Annotated in this window: 15 protein-coding genes; 7 read left to right on the top strand and 8 right to left on the bottom strand. The window is 71.6% G+C overall.

Annotated elements, in window-relative coordinates; genetic code table 11:
* Positions 1–12 precede the first annotated feature (12 nt).
* The 4 genes from ACIRON_RS19955 (at position 13) to ACIRON_RS19940 (ending at position 5,999) form a co-directional block, all read left to right on the top strand.
* Complete coding sequence (locus ACIRON_RS19955) at positions 13–4,749, top strand: ExeM/NucH family extracellular endonuclease (RefSeq protein ID WP_402994724.1); 4,737 nt, start codon at positions 13–15, stop codon at positions 4,747–4,749.
* A gap of 62 nt (positions 4,750–4,811) precedes the next feature.
* Positions 4,812–5,297 (top strand): CinA family protein, encoded by a 486-nt coding sequence (locus ACIRON_RS19950; RefSeq protein ID WP_402994722.1) that lies wholly within the window; start codon positions 4,812–4,814, stop codon positions 5,295–5,297.
* Between the two features lie 60 nt (positions 5,298–5,357).
* Positions 5,358–5,645: a helix-turn-helix domain-containing protein gene (locus ACIRON_RS19945; protein ID WP_040754988.1), complete on the top strand. Its 288-nt coding sequence runs from the start codon at positions 5,358–5,360 to the stop codon at positions 5,643–5,645.
* Positions 5,646–5,756: 111 nt separating this feature from the next.
* Positions 5,757–5,999 carry a hypothetical protein gene (locus ACIRON_RS19940; protein WP_402994719.1) on the top strand — a complete coding sequence of 81 codons (243 nt, stop codon included), beginning with the start codon at positions 5,757–5,759 and terminating at the stop codon, positions 5,997–5,999.
* A gap of 4 nt (positions 6,000–6,003) precedes the next feature.
* Here the strand turns inward: ACIRON_RS19940 and ACIRON_RS19935 are convergent, their stop codons facing one another.
* Both ACIRON_RS19935 and ACIRON_RS19930 read right to left on the bottom strand, forming a co-directional pair.
* A complete protein-coding gene (locus tag ACIRON_RS19935; protein WP_402994717.1) occupies positions 6,004–6,756 on the bottom strand; it encodes a DNA-formamidopyrimidine glycosylase family protein in 753 nt (250 codons plus the stop codon).
* Between the two features lie 4 nt (positions 6,757–6,760).
* Positions 6,761–11,551, bottom strand: a complete 4,791-nt coding sequence (locus ACIRON_RS19930) for a DEAD/DEAH box helicase (RefSeq protein ID WP_402994715.1) — start codon at positions 11,549–11,551, stop codon at positions 6,761–6,763.
* 50 nt (positions 11,552–11,601) lie between these two features.
* Between ACIRON_RS19930 and ACIRON_RS19925 the strand changes: the two genes are divergently transcribed.
* The gene (locus ACIRON_RS19925; protein WP_402994713.1) at positions 11,602–12,180 is read left to right on the top strand and encodes a hypothetical protein; all 579 of its coding nucleotides are present in this window, start codon (positions 11,602–11,604) and stop codon (positions 12,178–12,180) included.
* Between the two features lie 55 nt (positions 12,181–12,235).
* The gene (locus tag ACIRON_RS19920) at positions 12,236–13,627 is read left to right on the top strand and encodes a PLP-dependent aminotransferase family protein (protein ID WP_402994711.1); all 1,392 of its coding nucleotides are present in this window, start codon (positions 12,236–12,238) and stop codon (positions 13,625–13,627) included.
* Here ACIRON_RS19920 and ACIRON_RS19915 read toward each other — a convergent pair.
* The 5 genes from ACIRON_RS19915 to ACIRON_RS19895 form a co-directional block, all read right to left on the bottom strand.
* Entirely contained in the window at positions 13,550–14,854 is a 1,305-nt protein-coding gene (locus ACIRON_RS19915) for an APC family permease (protein ID WP_402994709.1), read from the bottom strand. The genes ACIRON_RS19920 and ACIRON_RS19915 overlap by 78 nt on opposite strands.
* Positions 14,855–14,938: 84 nt before the next feature.
* Positions 14,939–15,769, bottom strand: a complete 831-nt coding sequence (locus ACIRON_RS19910) for an SDR family oxidoreductase (RefSeq protein ID WP_402994707.1) — start codon at positions 15,767–15,769, stop codon at positions 14,939–14,941.
* Positions 15,766–17,307 (bottom strand): class I adenylate-forming enzyme family protein, encoded by a 1,542-nt coding sequence (locus ACIRON_RS19905; protein WP_402994705.1) that lies wholly within the window; start codon positions 17,305–17,307, stop codon positions 15,766–15,768. The genes ACIRON_RS19910 and ACIRON_RS19905 overlap by 4 nt, the downstream gene beginning before the upstream one ends.
* A complete protein-coding gene (locus ACIRON_RS19900; protein WP_402994703.1) occupies positions 17,304–18,893 on the bottom strand; it encodes a succinic semialdehyde dehydrogenase in 1,590 nt (529 codons plus the stop codon). The genes ACIRON_RS19905 and ACIRON_RS19900 overlap by 4 nt, the downstream gene beginning before the upstream one ends.
* A gap of 8 nt (positions 18,894–18,901) precedes the next feature.
* Positions 18,902–20,242: a cytochrome P450 gene (locus tag ACIRON_RS19895; protein WP_402994701.1), complete on the bottom strand. Its 1,341-nt coding sequence runs from the start codon at positions 20,240–20,242 to the stop codon at positions 18,902–18,904.
* Between the two features lie 124 nt (positions 20,243–20,366).
* Between ACIRON_RS19895 and ACIRON_RS19890 the strand changes: the two genes are divergently transcribed.
* Positions 20,367–21,446, top strand: coding sequence for an NAD(P)-binding domain-containing protein (locus ACIRON_RS19890; protein ID WP_402994699.1), 1,080 nt, complete (start codon positions 20,367–20,369; stop codon positions 21,444–21,446).
* Between the two features lie 7 nt (positions 21,447–21,453).
* On the opposite strand, the gene ACIRON_RS19885 is transcribed toward ACIRON_RS19890, so the two are convergent.
* Entirely contained in the window at positions 21,454–21,873 is a 420-nt protein-coding gene (locus ACIRON_RS19885; protein ID WP_402994697.1) for a pyridoxamine 5'-phosphate oxidase family protein, read from the bottom strand.
* Positions 21,874–22,423 lie beyond the last annotated feature (550 nt).

The following is a 22,423-nucleotide window of genomic DNA, read 5'->3' as shown; positions in this document are numbered from 1 at the left end:
GGAGTCGTCTCAATGCTGTCAGCACGTACGCTGCTCGGATCGGCGGTGGGCCTCACGGTCGCAACCGCCGGTCTGTACGCAGTGGCTGTCCCGGTCGCGCAGGCAACGCCTGCCGGGGACAACCTGGTCATCTCCGAGGTCTACGGCGCCGGAGGCAACTCCGGCGCGGTCTACAACGCGGACTTCGTCGAGCTCTTCAACCCGACCGGCGAGGCGATCGCCCTCGACGGTCTGGCCATCCACTACCGCTCCGCGAGCGGCGGCAGCGGCGGTGCCCCGCAGGCGCTGTCCGGCTCGGTGGCGGCGGGCGCGCACTACCTGATCCAGATGTCGGCCGCCGGCGCGACCGGCGAGGCGCTGCCGACCCCCGACCGCACCGCGTCGCCGCCCTTCTCGATGGCCGCAGCGGGCGGGCAGATCTCCCTCCAGGAGGGCACCGCGGTGGTCGCGACCTCCGGGTCGACCGCCGGGATCGCGGGCATCGTCGACTTCTTCGGCACGTCGGGTGCGACCTCCTTCGAGGGCGCACCCGCGGGCACCACCGCGACCGCGACCCAGTCGCTGAGCCGCACCGGCGGTGCGGACACCGACGACAACTCCGCCGACTTCACCCGCACCGCGCCGACGCCGACCCCGGCCGGCGGCGAGCCGGAGGAGCCTGAGGAGCCCGGCGACCCGGTCACGGCCGCCCCGGCCGAGATCCAGGGCGAGGGCACCACCAGCCCGCTGGCCGGCCAGACCGTCACCACCTCCGGCATCGTCACCGCGGCGTACCCCTCCGGTGGGTTCTCCGGCTTCTACCTCCAGACCGAGGGCGCCGGCGGCGAGCGCTCGCTCGCCGACCACCCGGCCTCGGACGCGGTCTTCGTCTACCAGACCCAGGCCGCCGGCGCGGTCACCGCCGAGGTCGGCGACAAGGTCACCGTGACCGGCCTGGTCAAGGAGTACGCCGGCCTGACCGAGGTCGAGGTCAGCTCGGAGGCCGCCATCGTGGCCGACGGCACCGGCGAGATCGCCCCGGTGACGACCGACTGGCCGGCCACGGTCGCCCAGAAGGAGTCGCTCGAAGGCATGCTCCTCGCCCCCGGTGAGCTGACCGTCGCCGACACCTACACCGGCTCCACGGTCTACGGCGAGCTCGGCCTCGCCTCCGGCGACAAGCCGCTGCTCCAGCCGACCGAGGTCGCCCGTCCGGGCTCCGCGGAGGCCGCGGCTGTCGCGGCCGACAACGCCGCCCGCCGGATCGTCCTCGACGACGGCCGCTCCACCTCGTGGCGGGTCCCCACCGACGCGGACCTTCCGTGGGTCTCCAACGACGCCCCGATCGCGGTCGGTGCCTCGGCCGACCTGGACCCGGTGATCTTCACCGAGGGCGGCTCGCCCACGGCCCCGACCTACCGGCTCCAGCCGACCGCCCCGATCTCGGCCGACCCGGCGACGTGGCCGGGCGACTTCGAGAACGTACGCACCGAGGCCCCCGACGCCGCCAAGCTCGGCGACGCCGACCTGAAGGTCGCCTCGTTCAACGTGCTCAACTACTTCACCACGCTCGGCGACGCCGACGACGACAACGTCGGTGACGGCGGCTGCGAGGCGTACGTCGACCGGGCAGGTGACGGCAACAACGTCGCCGAGGGCTGCGACCAGCGCGGCGCCTGGGACCCCGAGGACTTCGAGCGCCAGCAGGCCAAGATCGTCTCCGCGATCAACGCCCTCGACGCCGACGTCGTGGGCCTGATGGAGATCGAGAACTCCACCACGCTCGGCGAGGAGCCGGGCGAGGCGACCGAGTCGCTGGTGGCCGCGCTCAATGCCGCCGCCGGCGCCGGCACCTGGGCGGCCAACCCGATCTCCTCCCAGCTCCCGGCCGACGGCATGGACGTGATCACCAACGCGATCATCTACAAGCCGGGCTCGGTGAACCGGGTCGGCGAAGCGCTCGCCCTGGGCGACCAGAGCAACGACGACCAGGCCTTCGGCAACGCCCGCGAGCCGATCGGCCAGGTCTTCTCGCCTGCCGGTGGTGGAGCGCCGCTCCTGTTCGTCGTCAACCACTTCAAGTCCAAGGGCTCGGCCGGTCCGTGGCCCGGCGACGCCGACACCGGTGACGGCCAGGGTGCCTCCAACGAGTCGCGGGTCCGTCAGGCGACGGCGCTGCGCGACTGGGTCGCCTCGGTCCAGGAGTCCGCGGACGTCACCGACGTCGCGCTGGCCGGCGACTTCAACTCCTACACCTCCGAGGACCCGCTGCAGGTCCTCTACGAGGCCGGCTACGCCGACTCCGAGAAGGTCTCGGGCAACGCCGAGTACAGCTACCTCTTCTCCGGCCTGGTCGGCTCTCTCGACCACATCCTGCTCAGCTCCTCGCTGCAGGCCCGGATCACCGGCACGGACATCTGGAACGTGAACTCCGGTGAGCCGATCCTGAAGGAGTACAGCCGCTACAACTACACCGGCACCGACCTGCACCAGAACGGCCCGTGGCGCTCCTCCGACCACGACCCCGTGGTCGTCGGGATCTCCGCGGACGCGGCACCGGTCGACGTACAGGTGCTGGCCACCAACGACTTCCACGGCCGGATCCAGGCCAACGGGGCCGAGGCGGGCGCCGCGCTGCTCTCCGGGGCGGTCAAGCAGATGCATACGGAGAACCCCAACACGGTCTTCGCCGCCGCCGGTGACCTGATCGGCGCCTCGACCTTCGAGTCGTTCATCCAGCACGACAAGCCCACCATCGACGCGCTCAACGAGGCGGGCCTGGAGGTCTCCGCGGTCGGCAACCACGAGTTCGACGCCGGCTACGACGACCTGATCAACCGGGTGATGGCCTCCTACGACGAGGAGACCAACCCCGAGGGCGGCGCGGAGTGGGCCTACATCGGCGCCAACGTCACCCTCAAGGCGACCGGCGACCCGGCCGTCCCGGCGACCTGGATCAAGGAGATGTCCGGCGTCAAGGTCGGCTTCGTGGGTGCGGTCACCGAGGAGCTCCCGTCCCTGGTCTCGCCCGCCGGCATCGCCGACCTCGAGGTCGGCGACATCGTCGAGTCGACGAACACCTACGCCGACGAGCTCAAGGAGCAGGGTGCCGACGTGGTCGTCATGCTGGTCCACGAGGGTGCCCCGTCGATCAACTGCGCCGCGATGGACGACCCCGGCACCACCTGGGGAGACATCGTCACCGGCGTCAACGCCAACGTCGACGCCATCGTCTCGGGACACACCCACCTGGCCTACGACTGCTCCTTCCCGGTCGAGGAGTGGGCCGACCGGGCGGTGACGGAGCGGCCGGTGGTCTCCGCGGGTCAGTACGGCACCAACCTGAACCGTCTCGTCTACACCGTCGACCCCACCTCGGGCGAGGTCGAGGGGCTCTCCACGAGCCTGGTCGCGCTCGCCTCGGGTGGCTTCCAGCCCGACGCGCCCACCGCGAAGATCGTCAGCGACGCGGTGGCGAAGGCCGACGTGCTCGGTGCCGAGGTGCTGGGTCAGATCGAGGCGCCGCTCAACCGCGCCAAGCTCGCCAACGGGACCACCGAGAACCGCGGCGGCGAGTCGACCCTGGGCAACACGGTCGCCGAGGTGCAGCGCTGGGCGACCTCCGCGCCCGAGTCGGGCGAGGCGCAGATCGCGTTCATGAACCCCGGTGGTCTGCGCGCGGACATGGCCGGAACCGCGGCCGGCGAGGCTCGCGACATCACCTACAAGCAGGCCGCGCTGGTGCAGCCCTTCGCCAACACGCTGGTCAACATGGACCTGACCGGTGCGCAGATCAAGACCGTCTTGGAGCAGCAGTGGCAGCGTGACGCCTCCGGCGCCGTGCCGTCGCGGCCGTTCCTACGGCTCGGGGTCTCCGACGGGTTCACCTACACCTACACGCAGGCCGACGACCCGGCCCATCCCGGCACCCCGCTGGGCACGGTGAGCGGCATGTGGCTCGACGGTTCGCCTCTGGACCCGGAGGAGACCTACTCGGTCACGGTGAACTCGTTCCTCGCCTCCGGCGGGGACAACTTCCGCGAGCTCGCCAACGGCGCAGGCAAGCGCGACACCGGCAAGATCGACCTGAGCGCGATGGTCGACTACCTCGCCGATCAGACTGCCGAGGGGCCGCTGCCGGTCGACTACGGGCAGCGGGCCGTCGAGGTGACCTTCCCGGCCTCCGCACCTTCGGAGTACGCACCGGGGGACACGGTCACCTTCGACCTCGCCTCCCTGGCGATGACCGGTCAGGACCTCACCGACTCCTCGGTGGAGATCCGGCTCGGTGACACCGTGCTGGGCACCGCGGCGGTCGACAACACCCTCGGCACGGTGACGTACGACGACCACGGGACCGCCTCGGTCTCGGTGACCCTGCCCGCGACGGCGCCGCCAGGTGAGAACCAGCTCACCGTGGTCGGCTCGACGACCGGGACCAGCGTGCTGGTGCCGATCACGGTCGAGGAGGCGGCTCCGCAGGCTCCGGCCTGGGATGCGCGCACCATCTACCGCACCGGCGACGAGGTGACCTATGCCGGTTCGCTGTGGCGGGCGCTGTGGTGGACGACCGCGGTGGCGCCCGGCTTCCCCTACGGCGCCTGGGAGGAGATCGTGACCGCCGAGGACGGCACCGCCGTCTGGACGCCGTCACGGATCTTCACCGCCGGTGACGTGGTGATCTACGAGGGCCGCCGCTACGAGGCGAAGTGGTGGACCCGCAACCAGCGGCCGGGCGACAAGCACGGTCCCTGGAAGCTGCTTCGCTGATCAGGGACAGGTGATAGCGGCCCGGTCGTCATCGTGACGGCCGGGCCGCTACCGTCGTCGGCATGAGTGCTGTCGAAGAGCTTCACGCCGCGCTCCGCGAGGCCGGTGCGACCGTGGCGACCGCCGAGTCCCTGACCGCCGGGCGCCTGGCAGCGCTGCTCACCGAGCCTCCCGGCGCCTCGAAGACGTTTCGCGGGGGTTTCGTGACGTACGCGACGGAGCTGAAGCACACCCTGCTCGGTGTCCCCGTCTCGGTGATCGAGACCGTGGGGGTGGTCTCTGCGGAGTGCGCCGCGGCGATGGCCGCGGGGGCACGGGAGAGGTCGGGGGCGACGTACGCGCTGGCGACCACGGGTGTGGCCGGGCCCGAGGAGCAGGAGGGAAAGCCCGTCGGGACGGTCTATGTGGGCGTTTCCGGTCCGCACGGTGAAACAACAGCGCTTCTCGGGCTGTCGGGCTCGCGCGCGGAGATCCAGCGTGATACGTGTTTGTTCGCTGTTGATGAACTACTCGGACTACTTCGGCGGGAACATCGAAGGGTCAGGTAGCGTTGGAGCCAGACGTCACCCAGATGTCGGTGACTTGTGAACTGTAGGAGGCTGACCGCAATGGTGCTCTTCCGTCGACTTCTCGGCGAGGTGCTTCGTGCCCAGCGGCTGGAGCGTGGGATGACCCTGCGCGAGGTCTCCGCGGAGGCGCGAGTCAGCCTCGGCTACATCTCCGAGGTGGAGCGTGGCCAGAAGGAAGCCTCCTCCGAGCTCCTCGCCTCGCTCTGCAGCGCCCTCGACGTTGCCCTCTCCGATGTTCTTCGCGACGTCTCCGACGCCGTGGCCCTCGAAGAGGCCACCATCCTCCGGATGCCCGTCCGCGCCGCGGCCGACGCCGCTGCTGCTTGATTCTCTCCCCAAATTAGGGGAGTTTTCCGCACCCGTGTCTCAACGCGGACCGTTGCGTCTCCATGCCGACGTGGGCCCACCAGGGGCCCGCGTTCAAGGGGAGATGGTGCGATGAGCATGGCAGTCGAGAACGAGCTTCCGGGCCTGACGGCGCCGTCACCGCGTCTCGCGGGGGCCGCGCATTCCCCCGACCTGCTCGAGGCCGAGCTCTTCGGGCTGGAGGAGACCCTCAACATCCTTCGCGACGAGTTCACCTCGGTCGCTCCTGGCGAGCGGGCGCACGTCGCCCGCCAGATGCGTGACCTCCGGGTCCGGATCACCCAGATCCGGATGCGGCTGCTCCACGGGGCCTAGCGCTCTACGCCTGGCAGCTCGCGCAGAAGTAGGCCGGGCGCTCCTTGCCCGGCGGGCCGACCCTGGCGACGGTCACGGTGCCGCCGCAGCGTCGGCACGTTCGGCGGCCGTAGACCCACATCTGCCGCGAGCGTGACCAGTCCGCCTGCATCAGGTCGCGGGTGCGCTGAAGGATCCGTGGGAGTCGGTCGCCGGCCTCCGCGACCGTACGCAACGGGTTGATCCCGGCGATGAAGCAGGTCTCGGCGGCGTAGATCGTGCCGATCCCGGCCAGGTTGGTCTGGTCGCGCAGCGCCTCGAAGAGGGGCCGCTCGGGTTGCCGCGCGAGGCGTTCGATGGCTGTGTCCGGGTCCCAGTCGTCGGCGAGGATGTCCGGGCCGAGATGGGCGACCAGCCGCTCCTCCTGGTCGCGGGGGACGAGCTCGACGATGCCGAGGAGGAAGCCGACCGCCTCGGTCTTCTCGGTGCGGAGCACCACCCGCGCCTGGAAGCCGGGCTTCGGCCAGCGTCGGCCCGGCTCGAGGATCCGCCAGGATCCCTCCATCTTCAGGTGGGTGTGCAGGGTCCACTCGCCGGTGCGGTGGTCGATCCGGGTCAGCAGGTGCTTGCCGTGGGTCAGCGTCCCGAGGACCGTGCCGCCGGAGAGGTCCGCCGTGGCCAGCTGCGGGACGCGGAAGTCGGTCCGGATGAGCCTCGCCCCCGCCAGGCCCTTGTCGAGCGAACGGGCGGTGCGGAGCACGGCATCACCTTCGGGCATCTGCTCACCTGCTCGGCGAGGTCAGGCGCAGGCCGCGCGGGGTGGCGACGAAGCCGGCGTACTGGAGTGCCTGGCGCAGCGGCGTCTCGCCGGAGCCGAGCAGCGGGGCACCGTCGGCCTTCTCGACGGTGAGCCGACCCAGCGCCCCTCGCCGGACGGCCTCGGCGAGCGCCTCGGCGCCGGGTTCGAGGAGGTTGGGGTCCTCGGACCAGGTCAGCAGGGTCCGGCCGCCGCGTTCGACGTACATCGCCAGCTCCCCATCGACCAGCACCACGATCGCGCCCGCCTTGCGGCCGGGCCGGTGGCCCTCCTCCGAGGCGGGCCAGGGGAGGGCCGCGCCGTAGGGGTTCGCGGGGTCGGTCGCGGCGAGCGCGAGGGCGACCGGCTTGTCGGCCGGCTCCACCCTGGAGAACGTACGCAGCCGATCGACCGATCCTGCGGTGCCGAACTGGGCCGCGCCGAGGCCCTCGACGAAGTAGCCCCGGCGGGCCCGGCCGGACTCCTCGAACGCGCTGAGCACCTTGTAGACGGCGGCGAACCCTCCAGGGGTGCGCTCGGACTGGACCGCACCGCGGGTGACCACGCCGTGGCGGTCCAGGAGCCGCTCGGCCGCCGCGTGGGCGCGCTTGGTCGGATCGGAATCGGGCTCCGGCAGGATCGTCCAGCGCCCGGCGGTCTCCGGAAGGCTCGCCCGGGCCGGCATCCGCGTGCCACCGGTGTAGCGGCCGCCGCGGGCGCGGGGCGGTGGCCGCCTGGAGCGGTGCGAGGGTGTGCCGGAGCGGGTCAGCGCCCGCACCGGCAGCAGGGTGTCGTTGCTGACCCGCCCCGACCAGACCAGCTCCCACAGGGCCGCGCTCAGGTCGGCGTCGCTAGGTGTCTCCTCGGTCTGGGCGGAGACGGTCCGGGCGAGCTGGTGGAAGAACCAGGCGCCGCCGGGTTCGAGGGCTTCGAGGAGGCGTTCGGCGAGCGGCCCGGGTGGCATCTCGGTCGGCGGGGGCAGGGTGAGGTCGGCGGTGTCGGCCGGGTGCAGCGAGACCCAGCCGTCGGTGCCGGGAAGGGTGCCGTGGCCCGCCCAGAGCACCTCGCCGCCCGAGGTCAGCTCGTCGAGGAACGCCGGCTCGTAGTCCACCACGCGTGCCGGCAGGATCAGGCTCTCCAGCGCGCTGGCCGGCACCGGGCAGCCGGCCAGCTGGTCGACGACGCTCAGCACCCCGTCGACCCCGCGCAGCGCGCCCTTGCGTACGTTCGTCTTCTGCCAGGCCGGGAGGAACCTGCCCAGCGCCGCCGGCTCGACCGGCTCGACCTCCTTGCGCAGCCGGGCCAGCGAGCGCCGCCGCAGCATCCGGAGCACCTCGGCGTCACACCACTCCAGCCCGCTCCCGCCCGGCCGGAACTCACCGTCGAGCACCCGCCCCCGCGCCGAGAGCCGCGCCAGGGTGTGCCGGACGACCGCCTCGCCCAGCCCCAGCCGCGAGGCGACGTCGGTGGTCGTGAACGGACCGTGCGAGCGTGCGTACCGGGAGACCAGGTCGCCCACCGGGTCCTCGACCGGCTCGGTGAATGCCGACGGTACGCCCGGAGGAACCGCCACCCCCAGCCCGTCCCTGAGCCTGGCCACGTCCTCGACCACCGCCCAGCGTGCCTCTCCGGCCACCCGCACCTCGACCACCCGCCGAGCCGTCGCGAGCCCCTCCAACACCGCCGAGACCTCACTTGTGGAGGCCGAGTCGGTAGTTGTGGGCGCCGAAACTCTACTTTCGCCCCCCACAACTACCGACTCGTCGTCCAGACCTACGGTTTCGCCCCCCAAAACTGCAGTTTCGGCCGGGAGTGGGGTGGTGCGGGCGGTGATCTCGTCGAGGGTGAGGGGGCCGATGGTGCGGATGAGGTCGGTGATGCCTTCGGCGCCACGGGCTCGGCGGCCGGGGGCGAGGCGCTGGAGCTCGGACTCGACCTCGGTCAGGACCTCGGGGTCAAGGAGCTCGCGGAGCTCGGCGCGGCCGAGGAGCTCGGCGAGGAGGCCCTGGTCGAGGGTGAGGGCGGCGGCGCGGCGCTCGGCCAGGGGTGAGTCGCCCTCGTAGAGGAACTGGGCGACGTAGCCGAAGAGGAGCGACTGAGCATAGGGGGACGGGGAGGGTGTGGCGACGTCGACGATCGAGATCTCGCGGCGTTCGATGCGCCGGAGGAGGCCGACGAGGGAGGGGAGGTCGTAGACGTCGCGGAGGCACTCGCGTACGGCCTCGAGGATGATCGGGAAGCTCGGGTACTGCGAGGCGACCTCGAGCAGGGCGGCGGAGCGCTGGCGCTGCTGCCACAGCGGCGAACGGCGGCCGGGGTCGCGGCGGGGGAGGAGGAGCGCCCGCGCGGCGCACTCGCGGAAGCGACTGGCGAAGAGCGCCGACCCGCCGACCTCGGTGGTGACCAGGTCCTCGATCTCGTCGGGCTCGAAGACGATGATCTCGCCGGTCGGCGCCTCGGCGTCGGTATCGGGGAGTCGGATCACGATGCCGTCGTCGCTGTCGATCGCCTGCCCGTCGACCCCGTAGCGCTCCCGGATCCGGGCGTTGATCGCCAGCGCCCACGGTGCGTGGACCGGGCGGCCGTAGGGGGAGTGGACCACCAGCCGCCAGTCGCCCAGCTCGTCGCGGAAGCGCTCGACGACGATGTTGCTGTCGGAGGGGAGGACGTTGGTGGCCTCGGCCTGTTCGTGCAGGTAGGCGACCAGGTTGGCGGCCGCGTAGGCGTCCAGACCGTCGTCCTGGGCGCGTGCCTCCGCCTTCTTCGCGGGAAGGGCGGCGAGCTCGCGGGTGTAGGCGCCGACGGCCTCGCCGAGCTCGGCGGGCCGGCCGAGCGAGTCGCCCTTCCAGAACGGCAGCCGCCCTGGGATGCCGGGAGCGGGGGTCACCAGCACCCGGTCGTGGGTGATGTCCTCGATCCGCCAGCTCGTCGCGCCCAGGGCGAACACGTCGCCGACCCGGGACTCGTAGACCATCTCCTCGTCGAGCTCGCCGACGCGTCTTCCGGTGCCTTCCCCGACCAGGTAGACCCCGAAGAGCCCGCGGTCGGGGATGGTGCCGCCGCTGGTGACGGCCAGCCGCTGCGCTCCCGGACGACCGGTCACGGTCCCGGCGACCCGGTCCCACACGATGCGCGGCCGCAGCTCGGCGAACTCCTCGCTCGGGTAGCGCCCGGCGAGCAGGTCGAGGGTCGCGTCGTAGGCGGAGCGGGGGAGCGTTGCGTACGACGCGGTCCTGCGGACCATCGTGAACAGCTCGTCGACGTCCCAGGTGTCCAGGGCGGTGGCCGCGACGACCTGCTGGGCGAGTACGTCGAGCGGGTTGGTCGGGAGGCTCATCGACTCGATCAGGCCCTGCCGCATCCGCTGCACGCTGACCGCGGTCTGGGCGAGGTCGCCGCGATGCTTCGGGAAGAGCACCCCACGGGAGACCTCGCCGACCTGGTGGCCGGCACGCCCGACGCGCTGGAGAGCGGAGGCGACGCTGGGCGGTGACTCGATCTGGACGACGAGGTCGACCGCGCCCATGTCGATGCCGAGCTCGAGGCTGGAGGTGGCCACCACCGCCGGCAGCCGGCCGGACTTGAGGTCGTCCTCGATCAGCGCGCGCTGCTCCTTCGACACGCTGCCGTGGTGAGCCTTGGCGATCACCTGCGCCGCACCGTGGGACTGGCCCGACTGCGCCATCACCTGCGCGGGCGGCCCGGTGGTCGAGCCGCCGGAGCCGCTAGGCGGAGGCGTGTCGAGACCAACACGGTCCTCATCGGCGCTCGATAGGACCGTGTTGGTCTCGACACGCTCGCTAGCGCTCGCGGCTCGACCAACGGAGGATGGTGTCTCGAACACCCGGTCGGAGGCGATCTCGTTGAGCCGCGCGGTCAGCCGCTCCGCGATCCGGCGCGAGTTGGCGAAGACGATGGTGGAACGGTGGGCGGTGACCAGGTCGGCGACGTGCTCCTCGACGTGTGGCCAGATCGACGAGGCCCGCTGCGGGTCGTCGTCCTCCTCCTCGCCGTAGGGGCTCGGCGCGGTCATGTCCTCGACCGGCACGACCACGCTGAGGTCCCAGCGCTTCTCGGCGGGTGGGGCGACGATCTCGACGGGCTGGGCGCCGCCCAGATAGCGGGCGACCTCCTCCAGCGGGCGCACGGTCGCCGAGAGCCCGATCCGCTGCGCGGGCCGGTCCAGCAACGCGTCGAGACGCTCCAGGGTGAGCGCCAGGTGCGAGCCGCGCTTGGTCGCTGCGACCGCGTGCACCTCGTCGACGATCACCGTCTCGACGCTGCGCAGGATCTCGCGGGCCTGGCTGGTCAGCATCAGGAACAGCGACTCGGGCGTGGTGATCAAGATGTCCGGGGGAGTGGTCGTCAGCCGCCGCCGGTCGGCCGCGGTGGTGTCGCCGGACCGCACCCCGACGCGCACCTCGGGGGCGTCGACCCCCAACCGCTCGGCGGTCTGCCGGATCCCCACCAGCGGCGAGCGCAGGTTGCGCTCCACGTCGACGCCGAGCGCCTTGAGCGGCGAGATGTAGAGCACCCGACAGCGCTGCTTCTTCGCAGGGCTGGGCTCGGTGAGCAGCTTGTCGATCGACCACAGGAACGCGCTCAGCGTCTTTCCCGAGCCGGTGGGCGCCACCACCAGCGCGTTGCGCCCCGCGCCGATGGCCTCCCAGGCACCGGCCTGAGCCGCGGTCGGTGCCGCGAAGGCGGCCGCGAACCACGTACGTGTCGGGTCGCTGAACCGCGCCAGCGCCGGTGACGCGCCATCTGGTTGGCTCATGAGGACAAACTTAGTCGCGACCACCGACACTCAGCGGCCACACTGACCCCATGCATCTCATCAACCTCTTCGGCCCACCGGCGGTCGGCAAGATGAGCGTGGGCCGGGAGATCGCGGCACGTACGCCGTACCGCCTCTTCCACAACCACGCCACGATCGAGCCGCTGCTGGAGGTCTTCGACTGGGAGATGCCGTCGTTCGGGGTGCTCAAGGACGAGTTCCGGCGGCGGGTGATCGAGGAGGCGGTGGCCTCCGAGCTCCCGGGCCTCATCTTCACCTACGTCTGGGCGCTCGAGCTCCCCGAGGACGCGCAGGCCGTCACCAGGCTGGTCGCTCCCGTCGTCGAGGCGGGCGGGAAGGTCGACTGCGTCGAGCTGTACGCCGATCTGCCGACCCGTCTGAGCCGTGAAGGCACCCCGGAGCGGCTGGCCGCGAAGCCGTCCAAGCGCGACACCGAGTGGGCGAGGGCCAACGCCGTGGACTGGAACGAGCGCCATGTGCTCTCCACCGGGCCGGAGATGCCGTTCCCGCTGCGCTTCCCGCACACCGTGGTCGACAACACCCATATCTCCGCGGCCGAAACCGCCGAGGAGATCATCACCCGCCTCGGGCTGCCGACCAGTCCCTGATGTGGTGTCTGGAAACCAGCGCGCGCTCGGCGCGCAGGTGTGGTCCAATCCCGCTGTGGACCTCGCGCTAGACCTGACCGACCGCGCCGTACGATCCGCGTCGCTCTACCAGGCCCTGCGCGACGCGATCGGCGACGGCAGGCTGAAGGCGGGCGACCGGCTGCCCGCGAGCCGCGCGCTGGCCTCCGATCTGGGGATCTCGCGCACCACCGTCGCGACGGTCTACGAACGCCTGGTCGCCGAGGGGTTCCTGGAGTCGCGGGTGGGCTCGGGGACGTACGTCGCGGCTGCCACGGGAAACCCCAGGGCCACCGCCCCCGGGGCACTGACCCCGCGACCGGGCTGGCGCTGGGCACCACGGCCGACGAGCGCGGAGGCGGCGGTCCCGGCGTACGACCTGCGGGTGGGGATCCCCGACGCCGAGCTCTTCCCGTTCGACACCTGGCGCCGGATCCTCGCGGCCGAGTCGCGCCTGCGCGGCCACAGCCCCGGCACCTACGCCTCGCCGGCGGGACTGCCGAGGCTGCGCGAGGCGCTGGCGCACACGGTCGCCTACCACCGTGGGGTGCGGGCCGACCCGGCACAGATCGTGGTCACCAGCGGAACCCAGCAGGCGCTCGATCTCGTCGCCCGGGTGCTGCTGGAGCCGGGCGACGTCGTCGCCGTCGAGGACCCCGGTTACCCGTCCGCGCTCGACCTCTTCGCCTCCCACGGAGCCCGGGTCGTGCCGGTCCCGGTCGATGCGGAAGGGCTGGTCGTCGAGCAGATCCCGGAGCAGGCCCGGCTCGTCTACACGACCCCGAGCCACCAGTTCCCGCTCGGCGTACGCCTCTCCCTCCCACGCCGCCGAGCCCTCCTCGACTTCGCGAACAGGCATGACGCGGGCATCGTGGAGGACGACTACGACAGCGAGTTCCGGTTCACCGAGCGGCCGCTCGAGCCGCTGCACGCCCTCGACGACCAGGGTCGGGTGATCTATGTCGGGACCTTCTCCAAGTCGCTGCTCCCCAGCTTGCGTGCCGGCTATCTGGTCGCCCCCGGTTCGTTGGTCGACGCGCTGCTCGCCGCCAAGCAGCTCACCGACGGCTTCGGCTCCGTCCAGCCCCAGGCCGCCTTGGCCCGCTTCCTGGAGGAGGGCCTCCTCGCCCGTCATGTGCGCAAGGCGTCCAAGACGTACGCCGAGCGCCGCTCGCTCCTCCTCGAGACCCTCTCCACGTGGCCGGTCGAGGTGCTCCCGTCGGCGGCCGGACTCCACCTGTCCGCCTACGCGGACCTCCCCGCTGACCTGCCAGAACGTGCCGCGGCCGCGGGGCTGGCGCTGGACACGATCGGCGCTCATCGGCTGCTGCCCGGTCGCGACGGGCTGTTCCTAGGCTACGGAGCCGTCCGGACACAGAGCCTGCCCGGCGGGCTCGAGCTCCTGGCCACCCTCGCGGGCTGGGCGTGACCGTCGGGAGCTGACCAGCGACCACGCCAGACCGGCACCGCCGCACAGCAGCGGGCCGACCAGGTGCGCGCCGGTGAGGCCCAGCAGGATCAGCGCCGCGACCAGCGAGCAGACCGCGGCCCACCACGACCGGGTGCCCCGCGGCAGCAGCCGCAGCGCGGCCGCCGCTCCCACCACGTAGAGCAGCGAGAAGGTCCCCGAGGCCATCAGCAGCGCCGCGTCCGTCGAGGCGCCGGCGACCCAGGTCACCGCGAGGGTGCCGAGCGCGACGGCACTGACCGCGAGCAGCGAGCGACGCGGGATCGTGGACGCCGGGGTGGCGAGGACCCGAGGCAGTCCGCCCTCGCGTGCCAGCGACGCCCCGAGCCGCGAGCCGCCGGCGAAGTAGGCGTTGATCGCACCGATGGTCAGCAGCACCGCGACCACGGCGGTCACCGGCCGCGCGGGCTCCCCGAAGCCCAGGACGAGCAGGTCCGCCAGCGGCGCGGCACCGGAGGTGGACCCGAGCGATGCGACCGTAGCGAACGCGATTCCGAGGTAGAGCACCGTCACGATCCCCAGTGCCAGGAACGTGGCCCGGCGGATGTCGCGCGCCGGGTCGCGGTACTCGGCCGAGAGCGAGGAGAGGATCTCCCACCCGGCGAACGCCCACACCAGCATCGCCGCCGCGGTGCCGACAGAGCCCCACCCGTGCGGCGCGAACGGCGTCAGCCGTCCCAGCTCGGCATGCGGCAGCGCCACCACGACCGCGACGGCGAGCAGGACCGCGATCGCACCGGCGATCGCCAGCTGCACGCCCCCGGACACCTTGATCCCGAACCAGTTCATCACCGTGACCAGCACGATGATCGCCGCGGTCACCGCCAGCGACATCGTCTGCCCACCGCCGAAGGCGTCGGCGACGTACGCCCCGCCGAACCCGGCCGCGACCGGCGCCCCCACGCCGATCGTCAGGTAGAAGGCCCAGCCGACCATGGTCGCGACGTGCGGGTTGAAGGCGAGCCGTGCGTACGTCGCCACCCCGCCGCCGTCCGGATGCCGCGCCCCCAGCGCGGCGAAGGTCGCCGCCAGCGGCACCGAGAGGGCGATCAGGGCCAGCCAGGCCACGAGCGAGGCCGGGCCGGCCTCGCTCGCCGCCAGCGCGGGCAGGGAGATGACACCGGTGCCGAGCACCGCACCGAGGGTGAGAGCCGCGCCCTGGGGCACTGAGAGTCCGTCGTTCTTCACGCTCTCGACGCTAGTGAGCGCGGACCCCTCCGCGCCCGGCCAATCCGGCCTCCGTCTCCTGGGCCAATCCGGCCGCCGACCCGCCTACCGTACGTTCCGCCGCACCCGCTCCTCATACGCCGCCCGCGCTGATGGGTCGACGCCCGCGAGCAGCTGCGAGGCGTTGGTCGCCCGGTCGATGAAGTCCTGGAACCGTCGCGGCATCGCCTGGGTGATCTTGGTCAGCGACTGGGCCCAGTTGGGCACCCAGACCTCGGGCCGCGGCTCGCGGATGACCGACTCGATCGCCTCCGCGACGTCCTCGGCGGTGACCGGCTTCATCCCCTTCGCCGCCGGCACCCCGTCGGCGAGCTCGGTCTGCACCACCGCCGGCAGGATGAGCGAGACGTCGACCCCGGAGGGCGCCAGCTCCATCCGCAGCGCCTCGGAGAAGCCGACCACGGCGAACTTCGAGGCCGAGTAGGTCGCCGCGTCCGGGACCGGCACCCGGCCGACGGCCGAGGCGACGTTGACGATGTGCCCCTGACCCCGGTCGACCATCGCCGGCGCCACCGCCTTGATCCCGTTGATCGGGCCGTGCACGTTGACCTCGAAGATCGCCCGGGTGAGCGCGTCCTCCTCCTTCAGGACCGACCCGAGCGGCATGATCCCGGCATTGTTGACCAGCACGTCCCACGGTCCCAGGTCCGCGACCGACTCGAGGAACGTACGCCAGGAGGCGGGGTCGGTGACGTCGAGATGTGCGGCCACGACCCGCGAGCCGAACTCGGCGGTCACATCCTCGAGCAGGTCCGGGTCCAGGTCGCCCACGGCGACCTTCGCGCCGGCGCGCGCGAGCCGCTCGACGGTGGCGCGCCCGATGCCGCGAGCGCCGCCGGTGACGATGACGGACATTGCCTCGACGGGACGGCTCATGACTCTCCTTCGGTGGTGCGGACCATGCTGCGTACGGCCTTTCTGTCGGTCTTGCCCACGCTGGTGACGGGAATGGCGTCGAGGATCAGCACCTCGCGGGGGTACTTGTGGGGCGCGAGCCGCGTCTTGACGAAGGCGATCAGCTCCTCGGGGGTGGTGCGTGCGCCGGGATGAAGGGCGACCGCCGCGACCACCTCCTCGCCCCGCTGGGTGTCCGGGCGTCCGACCACCGCGGCGGCCGTGACGGCGTCGTGGGCGAGCAGCGCGTCCTCGACGTCGCGCGGGAAGACGTTGAACCCGCCCCGGATGATCAGGTCCTTGATCCGGTCGTCGACATAGAGGTAGCCGTCGGCGTCGAAGTGGCCGATGTCGCCGGTGTGCAGCCAGCCGTCGACGACCGTCGCCGCTGTCTGCGCAGGGTCGTTCCAGTAGCCCTGCATCACGCCGGGGCCACGCACCCAGATCTCGCCCTCCTCACCGGTCGCGACCGGCTCGCCGTCCGGGCCGGCGATGACGACCTCGGCGTGGGACAGCGGCTTGCCGACGCTGCCGGGACGCGACTCCTCAAGGGTCGAGGCGGCGATGACCGCGCTCGACTCGGTGCAGCCGTAGCCCTCCAGGATGGTCACCCCGAAGGCCTCCTCGGTCTTCTCCCGCAGCGCCGGCAGCAGCGGCGCGCCACCGCTGCCGAAGGAGCGCAGCGAGCTCAGGTCGTAGTCCTGGTAGGGCTGGTCGAGCAGCATCTGCAGCATCGAGGGCACCACCGTGCTCGACTCGACCCGGTGCTCCTGGGCGAGCTCGAGCCAGCCCTTGGCGTCGAACCACCGCTGCAGCACCGAGCTCTGCTGACGCGAGGAGTGCAGGCCGCTGATCACCACGATCAGGCCGTACGCATGGGAGAGCGGCAGCGGCAGCAGCCACCGTGTCGTGCCCTGGCTCTCCCCGACCCGGCTGAGGGCGTGCCCGGACTCCCACAGGCCGCGGTGGCTCAGCATCACGCCCTTGGCCCGCCCGGTGGTGCCGCCGGTGTAGAGCAGCGCGGCGAGGTCGTCGTCACCGCGCGGGGCGATGTCGATCGGGTCGGCGCTCTCCAGGCTCTCGTACGCCACCGCATCCGTTCCTTCAGGAACGTCTCCGGCGACGATGACGGTGAGCTCGAGACCTTCCGAGGCCGCCTGGATCAGCGGCAGCAGCTCGGGCGTGACGATGGCCGCCCTGGCCCCGGAGTCCTCCAGGATGTGACGCAGCTCGGGCGGGGTCTGCAGGAAGATCACCGGCGTCACCACCGCGCCGAGGCGCCACAGGGCGCGATAGCTGACGAAGACCTCCGGGGTGTTCATGGTGAGCACCACGACCCGGTCACCGGGCTCGATCCCGAGGTTGCCCAGGCCGCCGGCGACCCGCGCGGACCGCTCGGCGATCTCGGCGGAGGAGTGCCAGGTGCCTTCGAAGAAGACCATCGGGTGGTCGCCGTGGCGCGCGAACGACTCCTCGGCCAGCACCGCCAGGTTGTGCTCCCCGGGAACCGGCGTGCTCATCGTGCGCCCAGCTTCCGCAGCGCCTTGAGCTGTCCGTTGCCCAGCGCGACGAACTTCTCGACCGTCTGCCCCTTGAACGGCCCGATCGGCCCCATCCGGGAGGCCGCGAGGGTCTGGGCGTCGGTGAACTTCCGGATCCCGTCCGCGCCGTGGCGGCGACCGAGCCCGCTCGATCCCATGCCACCCATCCCGGCCTCGATGCTCCCGGCGGCCAGGGCGGCGCCGTCGTTGATGTTCACCGCGCCCGCGCGGATGCGGCGAGCGATCATGTCGGCCTCGCGCACGTTCTTGCTGAACACGCTCGCCGAGAGCCCGGCCTCACCCTGGTTGGCGATCCGGACCGCTTCCTCGTCACTGTCCGCGCGGTAGAGCGCGAGGACCGGCCCGAAGGTCTCGCCCAGGCACAGGTCCATCTCGTCGGTGACGCCCTCCAGGACGGTCGGGGCGAAGGCGTACGGACCCACCTCGGCGAGCGGCTCGCCACCGGCCAGCACCGTCGCGCCCTTCGCCACCGCGTCGGCGACGTGGGCGGTGACCTTGTCGAGCTGCGCCTGGGAGGCAAGCGACCCGACGTCGGCCGAGTAGTCGAAGCTCTGCCCGACCACCTGGCTCTCCGTCTCGGCGACCAGGGCCTGGCGGAAGGCGTCGTAGACGGCCTCGTGCACCACCACGCGCTCGATGTGGACGCACATCTGGCCGGTGTTGGCGAAGGCCGCCATCACCGTGCCGCGAGCGGCCTGGGCGAGGTCGGCGTCGCGGCGGACGATGAGCGGGTTCTTCCCGCCGAGCTCGAGCGAGGCCCCGATCAACCGGCCCGCGGCGCGCTGGGCCACGATCCGTCCGGTCGCCGTCGAGCCGGTGAAGGCGACGTAGTCGACGTTGTCGATGACCGCCTCGCCGGTGGCCGCTCCCGGCCCGGTGACGACCTGCCAGACGTGCTCGGGCAGCCCCGCCTCGGCCATCAGCGCCCTCGCCCACAGCAGCGTCAACGGCGCCTGCGGGTCGGCCTTGCTGATCACGGCCGCTCCGGCGAGCAGGGCCGGGATGGCGTCGCCGACCCCGAGGTAGAGCGGGTAGTTCCACGGCGAGATGATCCCGACGACCTGCTTCGGCACCCGCACCTCCTTCACGGAGGTGATGCCGGGGATGGCCCCGCGCACGCGCTTGTCGGCGAGGTACGTCTGGCCGCGCCGGGCGTAGTGGCGGGCGATGGTGCCGACCTGGAGAATCTCCTGCCAGGCGTGGTAACGGGCCTTGCCCATCTCCCACTGGATCAGGTCGAGCACCTCGTCCTGGCGCTCGACCAGCAGGTCGTGGAAGCGGAGCATGACCTCGGCACGGTCCGAGAAGTCGAGCGTGGCCCAGTCGGGCTGGGCCGCCCGCGCCGCGGCCGCGGCCTCGGCGACGTCCGCGGCGGTCACCGAGGGCACCGGAGCGGTCGGCATCGCGTCGTACGGCGCGGTCGCGGTCAGCGTGCCGTCACCTCCGGAGACCGGGGCCGCGACCCACCGGGTCCAGGAGGCGAGGCGCGCGTCATCGACCCATCCGGGACGTACGCTCTCGGCCTCGGTTGTCTTCGTGGTCATCGATCTCCTCAGATCCGGGTCAGGTGGATGGGGTTGCCGTCCTTCGGGAACGGCAGCGAGCTGTTGTCGAGAGGGGCGCGGTAGCCGGGGGAGACGCTCCACCGGTAGTCGCGCAGGAGCCGGTGCAGGATCGACTTGACCTCCAGGCCGGCGAAGTAGAGACCGATGCACTTGTGCACCCCGCCACCGAACGGCTCCCACGCCATCCGGTGGCTCTTGTCCTCGCGCCGATGCGGTGCGAACCGCTCGGGGTCGAACACGGTCGGGTTGGTCCAGTAGTCCTCCATCATGTGGCTGAACTGGACCCCGACCATCACGCCGGTGTCGGCGGGGATGCGGACGCCGAGGAGGCGGGTCTCCTTGACCGTACGCCGGATCAGCGCCGGCACCGGGGCACGCAGCCGCAGTGCCTCCTTCATCACCAGGTCGAGGCTCTGCAGGCTCTCGAGCTCGGGCATGGTCGGAGCCGGGCCGAGCGCGAGCGACTCCTCGCGGCAGCGCTGCTGCCACTGCGGATGCTGGCCGAGGTACTGCAGCATCGTCGAGGTGGTGATGGTCGAGGTGTCGTGGGCGGCCATCATCAGGAAGATCATGTGGTTGACGACGTCCTCGTCGCTGAACCGCTCGCCGTCGTCGGTCTCGATGTGGCACAGCACCGAGAAGATGTCGTCGCTCTGCTTCGCGCGTTTGGCGGGAAGGTAGTGGCGCAGGAACCCCTCGAGCACCTTCCGCCCACGGAACGCCCTGCCCCAGCGGGTCAGCGGCACATCGGCACGTACGACGCCGGGGGCCGCCTGCACGCAGGCGATGAACGCCTTGTTGACCCGGTCCATCTCGGCGCGGCTGGTCTCGGACGCGCCACCCATGAAGATGTCCGCGGCGATGTCGAGGGTGAGCTGCTTGAGTCTCGGGTAGGCCTGGAACGCCGGAGTGTGGGCCCAGCCGCGCATGCCCCGGGCGATCGCCGGGTGCATCGCGGTCGTGTACGTGGCGAGCCGGTCCCGGGTGAAGGCCTCCTGCATGATGCGGCGATGGGCGTGGTGCTCCTCGAGGTCGAGCAGCATCAGGCCACGGTCGAAGAAGGGCCCGACGATCTGCCCCCAGGCCGGCCCGTTGGCGTACGCCTTCTCCTTGTTGCGCAGCACCGCCTCGCACGCGTCCGGGCCGAGCACGACCACCCCGGTCTCGCCGGCACGGAAGAACGGCGAGACCGGGCCGTACGTCTCCCACTGGTGCCGGTAGAAGCCGACCGGGTCGCGGGAGTAGTCCAGCAGCCTGCCGACCCAGGGGAGGCCGCGGTCGCCGGGCACGAGTCGTGGGACCTCTCGAAGCGCCTCGGTCGCTGTCATGGTGCCTGATCCATCGTGTCCGACCTCCCGGTCCCGAGTGACTCTGCTGAGGGTAGTCAAGTAGAACATGTTCCCGCAGCCGTTCGGCGGGCATGGATGTGCCCCGTGCGTTGTTGTGGTGTGCGTGGAGAGCTACGAATCAGTGGTGATCGGTGCCGGTCAGGCCGGTCTGTCGGCTTCCTACCACCTCAGCCGGCTGGGCGTACGTCACGTCGTGCTCGACGCCGAGCGGCGCCCCGGTGGGGCCTGGCAGCACCGCTGGGACTCGCTGACCATGCACGACGTGCACGGCGTCGCCGACCTGCCGGACGGGCGGGCGCCGGGGGAGTCGGGCGAGCGCGCCAACGTCGCGGTGCCGGGCTGGTTCGGTCTCTACGAGTCGATGCACTCGCTTCCGGTCGAGCGGCCGGTCTCGGTGAAGTCGGTGACCTCGGTCGGCGACCTGCTGGCAGTCCACTCGACCGACGGTCGGACCTGGTTCACCCGAACACTGGTCAACGCGACCGGGACCTGGACGCGTCCGTTCGTGCCGCACTATCCGGGCGCGGAGGTGTTCCTCGGGGAGCAGGTGCACACCCACGACTATCCGGGCGCTGCTCACTTCCGGGGCAAGCGTGTCGCCGTCGTCGGCGGGGGAGCCTCGGCGGTGCAGTTCCTCGGCGAGTTGGCACCGATCACCGACGTGCTCTGGGTGACCCGGCGCGAGCCGGTCTGGCGCTCCGACTTCGACGCGTCGCGTGGGCGGGAGGCGGTCACGATGGTCGCCGAGCGGGTGGAGGCCGGGTTGCCGCCCGCGAGCGTCGTCAGCGTCACCGGTCTCTCGCTGCGTCCCCAGGAGCAGGAGGCCGCGCGGCTCGGGGTCTACGAGCGCCGGTTGCCGATTTTCTCGCGGATCGAGCCGTCCGGGCTGCGGTGGTCATCTGGTGAGTTCGAGCCCGTCGATGCGATCCTGTGGGCCACCGGCTTCCGCCCCGCCGTCACCCACCTCGCACCGCTCCATCTGCGCAGCTCCCACGGCGGGATCCCGCTGCTGCGCGAGTCCGCTGACGTGCAGACCGCCGTCACCGCTGCGTACGACCCGCGGGTCCAGCTGGTCGGCTACGGCCCCTCGGCCAGCACCATCGGAGCCAGCCGTGCCGGCCGGGCCGCTGCCCTCGCGGTCCGGCGGCAGCTGACCGAGGACGCTCAGCTCGTGGCTCGGTGAGCCGTCGTCACAGCGAGCCGAGGTCGGCCGAGATCCAGTGCTCCGGCGTGAGTCGGATCGTCACCTCGGGCGGAAAGCTCGCCGCCTGCGCCAGGTAGGCATCAGCTGCCTCGGGAGGCAGATAACGCCGCGCCATCGCCTCCGCATCGCCCTCGGCGGCATCCGCTATCCGCACCGGGCCCTCGACCGACACGTACCGGACCGTCGGCTCCAGCCGCTCCACCATCAGCGTGCACCGTCCCGCAGCCGCGATCAGCCTGGTCTTCAGCGAGTCCTTCCCGGTCACGAACCACGCCTCGCCGCCGGGGGTGTAGTCGTACCAGATCGGGACCGTCAGGGGCGCCCTTCCGTTCTCTCGGGCTACCGAGAGTGCTGCGATCAGGGGTTGGGTCAGAAGCTCTTGGCGGTCTTCGAGTGAGATGCCCATGCTTTGACCGTACGGTGCCCACCCGTTCTGCTGCTCGACCTCGTGCTCGAGTCGGTGATCCGTCTTTCCGCTGGTCGAGTCCGCTGGTCGAGTCCGCTGGTCGAGTCCGCTGGTCGAGTCCGCTGGTCGAGTCCGCTGGTCGAGTCCGCTGGTCGAGTCCGCTGGTCGAGCCCGCTGGTCGAGCCTTTGGCGCCCCTCCGCGGTCGAGCCCCTGGTCCCCCGCTGGTCGAGCCGCGAGCGCCAGCGAGCGTGTCGAGACCAACACGGTCGCTTTCGGGTCTGGTCGGGGTGTTCGGCCTTGTTGAGTTCGTTCTGGCGGTTGTCGGGGGCTGTTTCTTCGGGGGACCGTGGGCCGCCGACCCTTGCTTTGAGGGTGTTCTCGACGATCCCCGGAGTCAAGGACGGCCTTCGGCCGCCGGCTTCGCCGGCCGCTTCGCGGTCCTTGACACCGGGGACCGTCGAGAAAAGATTTGGCTGGCTATCGGGGCGGCGGCCCGGGTGTGGCGCGGAGGGGTTCTTGCTGGGATCAGTGGGGCTTGTGGGGGTGGAG

Origin of the sequence: Nocardioides sp. NPDC101246, assembly GCF_044767415.1 — a bacterium.
GTDB lineage: Bacteria > Actinomycetota > Actinomycetes > Propionibacteriales > Nocardioidaceae > Nocardioides.
Note: the sequence above shows the minus strand (reverse complement) of the source record. Positions and strands in the feature narration are given on the sequence as shown.

Coding starts and splice junctions, on each gene's coding strand:
- ACIRON_RS19925 (WP_402994713.1), top strand. CDS start 11,602: ATGCATCTCATCAACCTCTTCGGCCCACCGGCGGTCGGCAAGATGAGC.
- ACIRON_RS19945 (WP_040754988.1), top strand. CDS start 5,358: ATGGTGCTCTTCCGTCGACTTCTCGGCGAGGTGCTTCGTGCCCAGCGG.
- ACIRON_RS19910 (WP_402994707.1), bottom strand. CDS start 15,769: ATGAGCCGTCCCGTCGAGGCAATGTCCGTCATCGTCACCGGCGGCGCT.
- ACIRON_RS19905 (WP_402994705.1), bottom strand. CDS start 17,307: ATGAGCACGCCGGTTCCCGGGGAGCACAACCTGGCGGTGCTGGCCGAG.
- ACIRON_RS19950 (WP_402994722.1), top strand. CDS start 4,812: ATGAGTGCTGTCGAAGAGCTTCACGCCGCGCTCCGCGAGGCCGGTGCG.
- ACIRON_RS19895 (WP_402994701.1), bottom strand. CDS start 20,242: ATGACAGCGACCGAGGCGCTTCGAGAGGTCCCACGACTCGTGCCCGGC.
- ACIRON_RS19900 (WP_402994703.1), bottom strand. CDS start 18,893: ATGACCACGAAGACAACCGAGGCCGAGAGCGTACGTCCCGGATGGGTC.
- ACIRON_RS19940 (WP_402994719.1), top strand. CDS start 5,757: ATGAGCATGGCAGTCGAGAACGAGCTTCCGGGCCTGACGGCGCCGTCA.
- ACIRON_RS19885 (WP_402994697.1), bottom strand. CDS start 21,873: ATGGGCATCTCACTCGAAGACCGCCAAGAGCTTCTGACCCAACCCCTG.
- ACIRON_RS19935 (WP_402994717.1), bottom strand. CDS start 6,756: ATGCCCGAAGGTGATGCCGTGCTCCGCACCGCCCGTTCGCTCGACAAG.
- ACIRON_RS19955 (WP_402994724.1), top strand. CDS start 13: ATGCTGTCAGCACGTACGCTGCTCGGATCGGCGGTGGGCCTCACGGTC.
- ACIRON_RS19930 (WP_402994715.1), bottom strand. CDS start 11,551: ATGAGCCAACCAGATGGCGCGTCACCGGCGCTGGCGCGGTTCAGCGAC.